Below are 11,355 nucleotides of genomic sequence, written 5' to 3'. Positions count from 1 at the left end.
GCTATTGATCTGGAGCCCTAGCTTTGTATGCAAGTCAATTCTGAAGAAAAGCAGAGAAAGAGATTATGGAGATTTTGTATTTGTTGGTACCTGTCAGTGTTGTTTTGGTGTTTGCTATCGGAGGTGTTTTCTGGTGGGCATTACATCATAGACAATTTGAAGATTTGGACGAACCTGGGCGCAGCATTATCGACGACAAGGATAGTTGAAATAAGATAGTTGAGATCGTATGGCTGAGATCATTCGTTGCTAGCGGTCATCTTGAGATGTCGTGCCAAATCTTGGTAAGAGTTGTCGTTGTAGTCTGGCAGTAGGTATTTTGTAGCATGTTCGGCTTGAGTGAAATTACGTGCTATCGCGCGTTGATAGGCCGGATCGTAGTGTTTTAAGAGTAGTTCTTCAATCAGCTTTTTTATTTGATTTTCTTCTGCCAAGGCAGACCACTTTCGAATTTGCTCTTTGCCGTGAATTTGACTTAAACAGTCGAGTTGGGTTTTTAATAGTTGCGTATCGTAAACGAAATGCCGATAGTCTTCACTTAGCAGCGCGATTCTCTGCTCAAGTGCTAGCTGTAATTGTAGGCAGGGCGCCGAACGGATACTAGCCATCATGGCATCTGGCACTCTTAAGTTACCGATTTTTTTGCTTTCAGCTTCGACATAGATGGGTTGGTTTAAATTAAATTGAGATAAAGCCTGCCAGATATGTGTTTCAAAAGATTTTTGTGATGGCTGCTCGTCAGTCGGCAGTTTGCCTAGGACAGAACCACGGTGAAGTGCTAGTTGTTCTAGGTCTATGACTTGCGCATCTTGTTTCTTCAGTGCTTGGATTAAACGGCTTTTGCCAGTCCCTGTTTCGCCGCACAATACCTGCCAATTTGCCTGCGCCGCCAATTTAGGCAAGCTTTGGTTGACGTAGCGTCGGAAGTCTTTATAGCCGCCGTCTAATTGTTGCGCCTGCCAGCCTATTTTGCCGAAAATATGCGTCATAGCACCGCTACGATTCCCGCCACGCCAGCAATAAATGAGCGGATGCCAGTCCTTAGATTTATTCAGAAATTGCTGCTCAATATGCAGGCCAATATTTTTTGCTACCAGCGCCGCGCCGACTTTTTTTGCTTCAAAGGGACTGACTTGTTTGTAGAGAGTACCGACTCGTATTCTTTCTTCGTCGTTGAGTACAGGGCAGTTAATTGCTCCAGGAATGTGATCTTCTGCAAACTCGCCGGGACTGCGCACATCGATAATGCAGTCAAAATCAGATAAGTTCTGGTAGGCTTGTTCAAAGCTGATTAATACAGATGACTTCATTTTTTAAGCAATTTTTGTAGTGGTTGCCACACGTTTTCCATCATGGTGGGATGGGCGTGTGCCGTTAAGTGAATGCGATCTGGCTGAAATAATTCAGGCTTATCCGCTACACCTTTCAGAAAGAATGGCACCAAAGCTGAATTGGTTTCCTTGGCTAATTTGGCATACATAGAAAAGAATTTTTCTGTATAGGCTTTGCCATAGTTGGGCGGGATTTGCATCGCAACTAATAATGGTTTTGCTTTGCTTTCTTTGACCATAATCAGCATATCTCGGAAGTTTTGTTCTGAAACATTTAGATCCAAACCGCGCAGCGCATCATTGCCGCCGAGTTCAATAATGACTATGGATGGTTGATGAATTTTGAGTAGTGCGCCTAGCCGTGTTTTGCCGCCACTGCTGGTTTCTCCGCTAATACTGGCGTTGATCACTTGCATCGGTATTTTTTTGTCTTGCAACCGCTTTTCTAGAAGTGTGACCCAGCCCGTATTGCGCGCCAATCCATATTCAGCCGATAAACTATCACCGAGCACGAGTATGGTTTTTGGTGCAGAATGCGCATAGGGTGAAAATAAGCTCAGGAAAAAAGCAGATACGATTAAACTGAAAATATTCAGTGTTTTTATAAAATTTAAGCGCATAAATTCAACATGAACCTTTCTAGCAAAGCCAAGATTTCAACGACAGTTTCCGTCACCACGCAGGCAAATCCATATGCCATACAGGTGAAAAATTTGAGCAAGCGAGTTGCTGATGCGACCGGTGAACTAACTATCCTACATAATATAGAGTTTACTGCGGAAGCGGGTGAGACCTTGGCGATAGTGGGAGCATCAGGTTCCGGCAAATCTACTTTACTAGGTATTTTGGCTGGACTGGATACACCGACTGAAGGCACTGTTATATTGGGCGGCACGGATATTTTTTCTTTAGATGAAGATGGTCGTGCTTTGCTGCGTAAGAATCAGTTAGGTTTTGTGTTCCAGTCATTTCAATTGCTGATGCATTTGAATGCTTTGGAAAACGTCATGTTACCTCTGGAGTTACGCGGCGATAAAGACGCGAAAAGCAAGGCCGAGGCAATGTTGGCGAAAGTGGGCTTGGCTAGTCGTCTAAAGCATTATCCTAAGTTTCTTTCCGGCGGTGAGCAGCAAAGGGTAGCCTTAGCAAGAGCGTTTGTTACGGAGCCACCTTTATTGTTTGCTGATGAACCCACTGGCAGCTTGGACGCAGCGACTGGCGAATCGGTCATTCAATTGATGTTTGAATTAAATCGTGAACGGGGCTCCACGTTGGTATTAGTGACGCATGACCTATCGATAGCCGCACGTTGTGGCCGCACTTTGTCAATTGCTGCTGGTCGCCTGATGTAGAAGCTTGGTTGGATTGCGTGATGTTGGAGTGATCAAAAATCATGCCTTACATCTGAAAAAAATGGCTCGATTAGACTTTCAAGCGAGCCATTTTTTTGTGCTTTATTAGAAGCGATAAGTGATCACCGAGAAGATGGTGACGGGTGTTCTTTGCTGTAAGAACAGATTCTTACTAGAATCGCCCAACATATGACGTGCCGATACACCGGTCGATAAAGACCAGCTAGGGTCAATATTCCAATTCCAGCTCGTGCCTAAGCGTAGCTCAGTACGTGGTGTGTAATTCGATAAATTCAGACTGTTTGTGTTTTGAATGTACTTGTTATCGATCTGATTCCATAAATTACCACCTACATAATTTTGATTGCCCCAGTTGACGCTGAAAACGGTGGTAAGACGATGTTTTTTATTGAAAATACTGGTCGCCTTTGCGCCCACGCTTAATTGCGCGCCACGCTCATTTCCATTGCTATAGTTAAGTGAAGAGGTGAGTGCGTAGTTCGGCGTCAGTCGGTAGTTGAGATAGGCACCAGTCGTTAGTGTGGAGTTCGCAATTTTAGGAGTCTTGAAATTATCTCGAATGTAGTCGTTGCGATTGAGGTCAATATAGTCTTGCGGTGTTTCTAAATTGAAGTGAACACCATACTCTAGCTTGTCCGAATTGGAGAAGTTCAGGCTGGTTAGACTATTGTTGCTCAGATATAGCCCACGCTTCGTTTGTTTATTGGTGCTGTCAAATGCTGAAGTCATACCTACCGACTTGAAGCTCGTGACACCTACTAATTGCTTTGTGCCATCGGTATTTTTTACTGAGGTGAACTGATCTACTCCCAAATTTTGGGCCTGTGCGCTCAGTGAAATACCTAACGATGCACTTAATGAAGCATACAAAATTGTAAAACCAGCTAATTTCTTCATAATAGTGACTTTTTAAATATGCATCCAAGCGAGCGCTGCGATTCCTATACCTGCCGTGGCTACTGCGTAAGAGCCGTACTCCAGCCATTTTTTCTTAGTCAGTAATGCTATCGCCGCCAATGAAATTGCAATTTGAACTGCGGTCATAGATTGCGCCCAACGGTGATGCTGATGTAAGGCTGCCTCTGATGAAGCTTCTAATTCTACTACCTGTTTCTCAAAAGCTTCCGCTTCTTTCTTGAGATTTTCTTTCTCTTTTTTGTAACGTTCTATGTCAGATTTGTATTTTTCTGCTTCAACCCCAGGTATAGACAAGGCGAGTTCAGCTAAGTTCTGTTTATTTGACTTGGCTTGATAATGGTTCCAACTGTTGGCCGCATCCGTTTTTGTAATTGCGGCGCTGTTCTTTAACATAGCTGCTTGGTTTTGCGTAGCACCGCCTTCATAGCCAATTAAGGCGCCAACAGTAGCCATGATCGCGGTCATTACCGCGATTTTGCTGGAAAAGTTGTCATTGCTGTGTGCTGCGTGCTCGAGTTCATGGTCATGTGGGCCGTGAACGTGAAATCCGTGTCCTGACATTTTTATCCTATTTTCTTATGTAAGTAACAATTGCATAGTGTAACTGATTTGATTCTGCGACAAAATATTCCCGACTCCTTTCTTGCCAAATGACGGGATCGATTTTTGGGAAAAAAGCATCGCATTCATATTCTTGTTGGATTTCAGTCACAATCAGTTGCTGCGCAAACGCTAAAGCTTGTTGATAAATTTCTGCACCACCGATGACAAATGCATTTTGATTTGCCACTAAGGCCAAGCCATCTTCTAAGGACGTGACGGCATCGACCCCTTCATGTTGCCAATTTTGATTGCGGGTAATGACGATATTGCGACGTTTGGGGAGTGGTCGCCCAATCGAGTCAAAAGTCTTTCTGCCCATCAGAATAGGATGACCGGATGTGCTGCGCTTGAAGTGCGCTAAATCCTCTGGCAAATGCCACGGCAATTGATTATTGATGCCTATGCCATGCTTTTTATCGGTCGCAACGATGATGCTTAAATTGGGTATTGGTTCTGACATATTCTTGTAGAGATTCTATTTTTTTAAACCGCAACTGGTGCTTTGATATGCGGATGAAATTCATAATTCTCAATTTGAAAATCTTCAAATCGGTAATCGAAAATGGAGTCGGGTTTGCGTAAAATTTTCAAACTTGGTAGTGGGAAGCTGGTACGTGAAAGTTGCTCTTTGACTTGGTCTAAATGATTACTGTACAAGTGACAATCCCCACCGGTCCAAATGAAATCGCCGACTTCAAGACCAGTTTGTTGCGCCACCATATGGGTCAATAATGCGTAAGAGGCGATGTTGAAGGGGACGCCTAGGAAAATATCTGCACTACGTTGATATAGCTGACAAGACAGGCGGCCATTGGCAACATAGAATTGGAAGAATGCGTGACAGGGCGGCAGTTTCATCTGTGGAATATCGGCCACATTCCAAGCTGATACAATCAAACGACGTGAGTCTGGATTGGTTTTGATCTGTTCAATCAACTGTGCGATTTGATCTACATGGCCGCCATCAGGTAAGGGCCAACTGCGCCACTGAGAACCATACACGGGGCCCAAATTACCATTTTCGTCTGCCCATTCATCCCAGATTGAGACGCCATTGTCCTTTAGATATTTGGTGTTAGTAGAGCCTGCTAAAAACCAGATCAATTCATGAATTATGGATTTTAAATGTAGTTTCTTGGTGGTGACCAAAGGAAAACCCTTGCTCAAATCGAAGCGCATTTGATAACCAAAAACCGATAAGGTTCCTGTCCCTGTGCGGTCAGTTTTGACATTGCCATGCTGTTGCACGTAGCGCATAAAATCGAGATATTGTTGCATTTTTGGCTTTAAGTGATCGTTAAATCGATTGAATTATAGGTTGATAAATGAGTTATGTCGCATTCTGCGGTATCTGGTTTTACTTTTATTGATGTACTTTTAAGATGAAAATAAAACAGCCTCGTCACTCAAAATGGCAAGGCTGTATTATCTTAGAGTCGGCGCTTAGTATACTTAGTATAGCAGCTCGGCACACTTACTTAATAAGTAGTGCGCCGCTTAATGGTGTTGTTTATGCTGGTAAATTTTCTTCGTGATTGTCTTGGCTACCGGGGGCAACTAAGGGAATAGTCATTTCAAAGCGGGCGCCTTGATTAGGCTCGCTGGTTACTCTAATATCACCGCCCAAGACATTGGTAATAATATTAAATGTAATACTCAGACCCAGACCGCTGCCACCTTTACCAAATTTGGTGGTGAAAAACGGTTCGAAAATTCGTTTGATGATGCTGGGAGGAATGCCTTTGCCAGAGTCTTCAAAAACAATCAACACCATATCACCCTGACGTCTTGCCATACAACGCATATAACCTTGACTCATGCCGTCCAAGCCATGCACTACGGCATTGTTGACCAGATTGCTAAATACCTGACCAAGTGGCCCCGGATAGCTGTCCAGTTCGATATCATCAGGAATGTCGAGCTCAAGATTGAACGGGGTTTTTCTGAGGCTGGAATGGAGTAGGGCTGCCAGTTCTTGGAACACCACGACTAGGGTGAATTTACGACGCTGTGCGCTAGATTGATCAACTGCAACTTGTTTGAAATCGCCGACTAATTGAGCCGCTTGTTGCAAGCCGCGCATGAGTAATTTACTTGATTCTGTCGCAGCATCGACATAGTGCGACAAATCCGAGCGACGCATAGTGCCATCGGTCATGGCCTTGCCAATCAGCCGAGTTTCGTCACTTAGTGTGCTAGCAACCAATAAGCAATTGCCGAGCGGGGTATTGAGCTCATGCGCGACACCAGCAACCATAGACCCTAGCGCCGCCATACGTTCTATCCTGGCCAATTCATTTTGTGCACTATTGACACTTGCCAATGCGGCTTCTAGGTGATGGTTGGCGTTCTCTAACTCTTGCGTGCGTTGTCTGACTTTGGATTCTAGCGTGCCAGAATATTCTAGTAACTGCTGGTTTTTGATTTCTAATTCTTTGAACGATCTTTGTAGCGCTTGGCGGGTGGCTTCTAAACTCACCGCCAAATGTCCGATTTCGTCTTTACGATCAAATGCGATGACTTCGTTAAGTTCGCCATTGGCCAGTAAATCGGATTTTTCAATTAACTGTTTGATCGGTAACACTAAGCGCCATTGCAAGACGACAAAGATACACACCACCGACAATAAAAAGGAAGTCGCTGTGACAAAAATCGCGCGATAGAAGTTGGCGGTGATTTCGCCACGCATAATGTCTTCGGCGAAGGTCAATTGGACTTCCCCTATGACTTGTTCGCCATGCATAATCGGTTCGGATCTGGTACGAAATGCGCCTTTTTGACTGGCTCTGCGTGATGTAGTGATAAAAGTTTTTTTATCTGGCAGCGTGATGACGTTGATCTCAGACACATTGGGATTGGAAAATACCACTTCACTCGATAAGTTGGCGATTTCTGGTGTGATTTGCCAAACCGGTTCGCTCAGAATCACAGCGAGAATTGCTGCCGACCGTTTATGGTCGTCTTCGAGCTTTTTTAAACTGTCAGCCTCGATCGTGCGCAGTTGACTGGGGATTAATACAATGGAGGTCACCAACAAGCCGAAAAAAACTGCAAGGACAACAGCCAGTCGTAGTGTGATGCGACTAAAAATTGAGGAAATAAAAGTAGGTGTTTTCATCAATTCACCTTGTTCTTTTGTTCGCATGGAGTCAGCAACATACATCGTCTTTCGTTTTTACTCGCTGCTAACTGTTGGCATCGGCATAGCGCTAAATCAAACCTATTTCGAGGCGAATTTAAGTCGTGAGCAAGTCAGTAGTGGTTACAGGAATGCAGTGTAATTTCACTTTATGTTTATAAAGAGAAATTGTTTCTGATGGTAGAAGGTTTTATTACTTTGCACAAGTGAGCGAGCCTCACTTGTGCATAATCAAATCATACTGAGTGAAAAAACAGACAACTCAGCTAATTTGAGGCAAAAACTATACGATTATTTAAATAATTGAAAACAAATAGGAACGATACTAGGTGTCCAGCTTATCCGTTTATATTAGCTCTTAATGGTTTTCACGAGCGTGGTTGATGGTGTATTTAGGAATTTCTATCGTGATATCTTGTTCACCGAGTTTTACTTGGCAAGACAAACGCGACGTTGCTTCCAGGCCCCAGGCTGCGTCGAGCAAGTCTTCTTCATCATCTGTTGATTCATTCAGAGAATTAAATCCTTGACGCACCACCACATGGCAGGTCGTGCAGGCGCATGACATTTCGCATGCGTGTTCAATTTCGACTTCATTTTCGACTAAGGCTTCGCACAAAGATTTACCTTCTTCAACCTCAATCGTTTTCCCTGATGGGCAGAGTTGAGCGTGTGGCAGGATAGTAATGATAGGCATAATATTTTTTCTTGAAAATTATTCAAACTCGTTCAGGTTTTTGCCTGCAAGTGCGCTGCGTACACTTTGATCCATGCGACGCGCAGCAAATTCTTCAGTGCCATCTGCAAGCGCAGTAATAGCGGTTTTGATCGCTTCGTGGTCATCGCCTTGCTTGCTTAGACGTAGATTTTCGACCAAGGCTTCTATTTGTTGTAATTCATCAGCACTTAACAACTGCTTATCGCTAGCTAATGCGGATTCAATCGCCAACAATAAACGATCTGCTTCAACTTGCTCTTCGCGTAAAGCGCGAGCTTGCATATCACTTCCAGAAGAGCTGAATGAGTCTTGCAACATGCGCGCAATTTCATCGTCGCCCAGACCATACGAGGGTTTTACAACGATGGAAGATTCAACACCAGAACGCATTTCTCGCGCTGAGACTGATAACAGACCATCAGCATCGACTTGATAGGTAATGCGGATACGCGCCGCACCCGCCGCCATAGGGGGAATGCCGCGCAATTCGAATTTAGCTAAAGAGCGGCAATCGCTGACTAGTTCGCGTTCCCCTTGTACCACGTGAATTGCGAGTGCAGTTTGACCATCTTTAAATGTGGTGAATTCTTGCGCGCGTGCACAAGGAATCGTGGAATTTCTAGGAATGACCTTTTCCGACAAACCACCCATGGTTTCGATGCCGAGCGACAAAGGAATCACATCCAGCAATAACCAGTCATCACCAGCGGCCCGATTGCCTGCCAATAAGTTGGCTTGAATCGCAGCACCCAATGCGACCACTTTATCTGGATCGATATTGGCCAGTGGCGTCGTTTGGAAAAATTCACCTACCGCTTTGCGTACATGCGGCATACGGGTCGCACCACCAACTAAAACCACGCCATCGATATCATCGACCGTTAGCTTGGCATCGCGTAATACTTTGCGGCAAGGCGTGATCGTCTTGATGACGAGATTTTCGGTAATGTCGGCAAAGATATTTTTCGTGATTTGCAGATGCACTACATCGCCCGTCGATAATTTGGCGTCGATATAGGTGGATGTTTGTGTGGACAAAATTTCTTTGGCTTCACGTGCTTTGACCATCAATACGCGGGTGTCGGCGTCATTCAATAATGATAGGCCGGCTTCCTGCAAAATCCAGCAAAATAAACGATGATCAAAATCGTCGCCACCTAAGGCGGAATCGCCACCGGTGGACAATACTTCGAACACACCTTTACTCATGCGTAAAATCGAAATATCGAAAGTGCCGCCACCCAAATCATAGACGGCGTACACGCCTTCCGAACCATTGTCCAGGCCGTATGCGATTGCGGCCGCCGTTGGTTCATTCAGCAAACGTAATACATTTAAACCAGCCAGTTTCGCGGCATCTTTAGTGGCCTGACGTTGCGCGTCATCGAAGTAAGCCGGAACCGTAATGACAGCACCGACCAAATCGTCACCTAAGGCATCTTCTGCTTGCTGGCGCAAGGTGGCGAGAATTTGCGCAGAAACTTCTACTGGACTTTTGATACCGGCAACGGTTTTCAACTGCACCATACCAGGTTCATCGTGAAAATCGTAAGGCAGGTTTTCAGCATGCGCGATATCTTTTAAACCGCGCCCCATAAAACGCTTCACGGAAACGATGGTGTTTTTAGGATCGGTTGTTTGTTCTGCTTGCGCCTTGAAGCCAATGTGCGCATGGCCATTCGGTAAATATCTGACCACCGATGGTAATAATGAGCGACCTTCCTCATCGTTGAGAATTTCAGGAATACTATTGCGAACAGTCGCAACTAAGGAGTTGGTCGTTCCCAAATCAATACCCACTGCCAAGCGATGTTGATGCGGGGCGGTGGACATGCCGGGTTCTGAAATTTGCAGTAATGCCATAATTTTGTCGTGAGGAAGACGCTGAGCGTCATCGGTTTTATTAGTCTGAGGCTTGCTTAAAATCGGCTATCGCAAAGAATTGCGATAAATGACTTAGTCATCACTTAGTCATCAAATGCTGCAATATCGGCCAAGAATTTCTCTAAAAATAAACAAGCGCGAATGTCCTGTGCCGCTAACTGATAATCGCCATCCGCAATCGCCGCACCAGCACGCGCTGTTTGTGCTTTTAAGCCTGCTTGAACTTCTTTTTCCAATTGCATCATGGCGGCCATATCTTTACTTTGGCGCGCATCATCAAATGCTTCGCGCCATTCCATTTGCTGCATTAAAAAACTGGCAGGCATGCTGGTGTTAGATTCAGTTTGTAAATCCACGCCATGCAAATAGCAGAGATAGGTCGCACGTTTAAGTGGATCTCTCAAGGTTTGATACGCTTCATTGGCCTGCGTCGCCCATTGCATGGCGACGCGCTTTTCTGCATCACCAGCCTGAACAAACTTGTCGGGATGCACGGTAGATTGTACTTCACGATAGGCAGCATCGAGTTGGGCACGGTCAAGTTCAAAACTGGTCGGCAAATTGAACAGAGCGAAATGATTTTGCATGGTCATGAATGTCGTGAAATCTGCTTAAATACGGAAGCTCTCACCACAACCGCATTCGTCTTTGACGTTGGGATTGTAGAATTTGAAGCCTTCATTTAAGCCTTCGCGGGCGAAGTCTAATTCAGTACCATCGATGTAAGGCAAACTTTTTGGATCGACAAATACTTTCACACCGTGCGACTCGAAGATTTGATCTTCGTTGCCCATCTCATCGACATATTCTAATTTATACGCCATGCCAGAACATCCGGTGGTGCGAACGCCGAAGCGTAAGCCTATGCCTTTACCGCGACGCTCCATATAACGGATGACGTGTTTTGCTGCTTTTTCTGTCAGAGTAATCGCCATGATCTATCCACATTGCGCTAAAGCTGCGCGAAAAATAAGTTGAATAAAATTATTCAGCGCTATGTTTGTTTTTGTAATCGAGTACGGCTGCCTTGATCGCATCTTCTGCCAAAATTGAGCAGTGAATTTTGACCGGTGGTAAGGCTAATTCTTCCGCGATTTCGGTGTTCTTAATGCTCAATGCTTGGTCTAAAGTTTTGCCTTTGACCCATTCTGTCACCAAGGAAGAGGACGCAATCGCAGAGCCGCAACCATAAGTTTTGAACTTGGCGTCTTGAATCACACCATCTGCACCGACTTTAATCTGTAATTTCATCACGTCGCCGCAAGCAGGTGCACCAACCATGCCGGTACCAACGGAGTCATCACCTTTTTCAAATGCGCCTACATTGCGTGGATTCTCGTAGTGATCCAATACTTTTTCTGAATATGCCATGATAAAAATTCCTTTTTA

Annotated in this window: 14 protein-coding genes; 2 read left to right on the top strand and 12 right to left on the bottom strand. The window is 44.8% G+C overall.

Annotation, left to right across the window (positions count from 1 at the left end; all coding sequences use genetic code 11):
• Window positions 1–65 precede the first annotated feature (65 nt).
• On the top strand, window positions 66–209 hold the full coding sequence (gene ccoS / locus ACFFJH_RS13810; protein WP_390213430.1) for a cbb3-type cytochrome oxidase assembly protein CcoS: 144 nt from the start codon (window positions 66–68) through the stop codon (window positions 207–209).
• A 30-nt stretch (window positions 210–239) separates the two neighbouring features.
• On the opposite strand, the gene mnmH is transcribed toward ccoS, so the two are convergent.
• The gene (gene mnmH / locus ACFFJH_RS13805; RefSeq protein WP_390213429.1) at window positions 240–1,310 is read right to left on the bottom strand and encodes a tRNA 2-selenouridine(34) synthase MnmH; all 1,071 of its coding nucleotides are present in this window, start codon (window positions 1,308–1,310) and stop codon (window positions 240–242) included.
• Window positions 1,307–1,951 (bottom strand): arylesterase, encoded by a 645-nt coding sequence (locus ACFFJH_RS13800; RefSeq protein ID WP_390213428.1) that lies wholly within the window; start codon window positions 1,949–1,951, stop codon window positions 1,307–1,309. Before ACFFJH_RS13800 ends, mnmH begins: the two co-directional genes overlap by 4 nt.
• Window positions 1,952–1,960: 9 nt before the next feature.
• Here ACFFJH_RS13800 and ACFFJH_RS13795 point away from each other — a divergent pair, with 9 nt between their 5' ends.
• Window positions 1,961–2,683 carry an ABC transporter ATP-binding protein gene (locus tag ACFFJH_RS13795; RefSeq protein ID WP_390213427.1) on the top strand — a complete coding sequence of 241 codons (723 nt, stop codon included), beginning with the start codon at window positions 1,961–1,963 and terminating at the stop codon, window positions 2,681–2,683.
• Window positions 2,684–2,788: 105 nt separating this feature from the next.
• On the opposite strand, the gene ACFFJH_RS13790 is transcribed toward ACFFJH_RS13795, so the two are convergent.
• From ACFFJH_RS13790 to iscU, 10 genes are all read right to left on the bottom strand, one after another.
• Entirely contained in the window at window positions 2,789–3,601 is an 813-nt protein-coding gene (locus tag ACFFJH_RS13790) for a MipA/OmpV family protein (RefSeq protein ID WP_390213426.1), read from the bottom strand.
• Between the two features lie 12 nt (window positions 3,602–3,613).
• Window positions 3,614–4,183 (bottom strand): DUF4337 domain-containing protein, encoded by a 570-nt coding sequence (locus ACFFJH_RS13785; RefSeq protein ID WP_390213425.1) that lies wholly within the window; start codon window positions 4,181–4,183, stop codon window positions 3,614–3,616.
• Window positions 4,184–4,190: 7 nt separating this feature from the next.
• A complete protein-coding gene (locus ACFFJH_RS13780; protein WP_390213424.1) occupies window positions 4,191–4,685 on the bottom strand; it encodes a dihydrofolate reductase in 495 nt (164 codons plus the stop codon).
• A gap of 23 nt (window positions 4,686–4,708) precedes the next feature.
• Window positions 4,709–5,503 (bottom strand): thymidylate synthase, encoded by a 795-nt coding sequence (locus tag ACFFJH_RS13775; protein WP_390213422.1) that lies wholly within the window; start codon window positions 5,501–5,503, stop codon window positions 4,709–4,711.
• Window positions 5,504–5,735: 232 nt separating this feature from the next.
• Window positions 5,736–7,343: a sensor histidine kinase gene (locus ACFFJH_RS13770; protein ID WP_390213421.1), complete on the bottom strand. Its 1,608-nt coding sequence runs from the start codon at window positions 7,341–7,343 to the stop codon at window positions 5,736–5,738.
• Between the two features lie 379 nt (window positions 7,344–7,722).
• Complete coding sequence (fdx, locus tag ACFFJH_RS13765; RefSeq protein WP_390213419.1) at window positions 7,723–8,061, bottom strand: ISC system 2Fe-2S type ferredoxin; 339 nt, start codon at window positions 8,059–8,061, stop codon at window positions 7,723–7,725.
• Between the two features lie 18 nt (window positions 8,062–8,079).
• Window positions 8,080–9,945 (bottom strand): Fe-S protein assembly chaperone HscA, encoded by a 1,866-nt coding sequence (gene hscA / locus ACFFJH_RS13760; RefSeq protein WP_390213418.1) that lies wholly within the window; start codon window positions 9,943–9,945, stop codon window positions 8,080–8,082.
• A gap of 104 nt (window positions 9,946–10,049) precedes the next feature.
• A complete protein-coding gene (gene hscB / locus ACFFJH_RS13755) occupies window positions 10,050–10,553 on the bottom strand; it encodes a Fe-S protein assembly co-chaperone HscB (protein WP_390213635.1) in 504 nt (167 codons plus the stop codon).
• Between the two features lie 24 nt (window positions 10,554–10,577).
• Window positions 10,578–10,901 (bottom strand): iron-sulfur cluster assembly protein IscA, encoded by a 324-nt coding sequence (gene iscA, locus ACFFJH_RS13750; RefSeq protein ID WP_189346602.1) that lies wholly within the window; start codon window positions 10,899–10,901, stop codon window positions 10,578–10,580.
• A 49-nt stretch (window positions 10,902–10,950) separates the two neighbouring features.
• Window positions 10,951–11,337, bottom strand: coding sequence for a Fe-S cluster assembly scaffold IscU (iscU, locus tag ACFFJH_RS13745; RefSeq protein ID WP_189346603.1), 387 nt, complete (start codon window positions 11,335–11,337; stop codon window positions 10,951–10,953).
• Window positions 11,338–11,355 lie beyond the last annotated feature (18 nt).

Source organism: Affinundibacterium danionis (genome assembly GCF_042432465.1).
Classification (GTDB): domain Bacteria; phylum Pseudomonadota; class Gammaproteobacteria; order Burkholderiales; family Burkholderiaceae_D; genus Undibacterium; species Undibacterium danionis.
Note: the sequence above shows the minus strand (reverse complement) of the source record. Positions and strands in the feature narration are given on the sequence as shown.

Bases quoted from the DNA above. Each gene is read 5' to 3' on its own strand.
- ccoS (WP_390213430.1), top strand. From the start codon at position 66: ATGGAGATTTTGTATTTGTTGGTACCTGTCAGTGTTGTTTTGGTGTTT.
- mnmH (WP_390213429.1), bottom strand. From the start codon at position 1,310: ATGAAGTCATCTGTATTAATCAGCTTTGAACAAGCCTACCAGAACTTA.
- ACFFJH_RS13800 (WP_390213428.1), bottom strand. From the start codon at position 1,951: ATGCGCTTAAATTTTATAAAAACACTGAATATTTTCAGTTTAATCGTA.
- ACFFJH_RS13795 (WP_390213427.1), top strand. From the start codon at position 1,961: ATGAACCTTTCTAGCAAAGCCAAGATTTCAACGACAGTTTCCGTCACC.
- ACFFJH_RS13790 (WP_390213426.1), bottom strand. From the start codon at position 3,601: ATGAAGAAATTAGCTGGTTTTACAATTTTGTATGCTTCATTAAGTGCA.
- ACFFJH_RS13785 (WP_390213425.1), bottom strand. From the start codon at position 4,183: ATGTCAGGACACGGATTTCACGTTCACGGCCCACATGACCATGAACTC.
- ACFFJH_RS13780 (WP_390213424.1), bottom strand. From the start codon at position 4,685: ATGTCAGAACCAATACCCAATTTAAGCATCATCGTTGCGACCGATAAA.
- ACFFJH_RS13775 (WP_390213422.1), bottom strand. From the start codon at position 5,503: ATGCAACAATATCTCGATTTTATGCGCTACGTGCAACAGCATGGCAAT.
- ACFFJH_RS13770 (WP_390213421.1), bottom strand. From the start codon at position 7,343: ATGAAAACACCTACTTTTATTTCCTCAATTTTTAGTCGCATCACACTA.
- fdx (WP_390213419.1), bottom strand. From the start codon at position 8,061: ATGCCTATCATTACTATCCTGCCACACGCTCAACTCTGCCCATCAGGG.
- hscA (WP_390213418.1), bottom strand. From the start codon at position 9,945: ATGGCATTACTGCAAATTTCAGAACCCGGCATGTCCACCGCCCCGCAT.
- hscB (WP_390213635.1), bottom strand. From the start codon at position 10,553: ATGCAAAATCATTTCGCTCTGTTCAATTTGCCGACCAGTTTTGAACTT.
- iscA (WP_189346602.1), bottom strand. From the start codon at position 10,901: ATGGCGATTACTCTGACAGAAAAAGCAGCAAAACACGTCATCCGTTAT.
- iscU (WP_189346603.1), bottom strand. From the start codon at position 11,337: ATGGCATATTCAGAAAAAGTATTGGATCACTACGAGAATCCACGCAAT.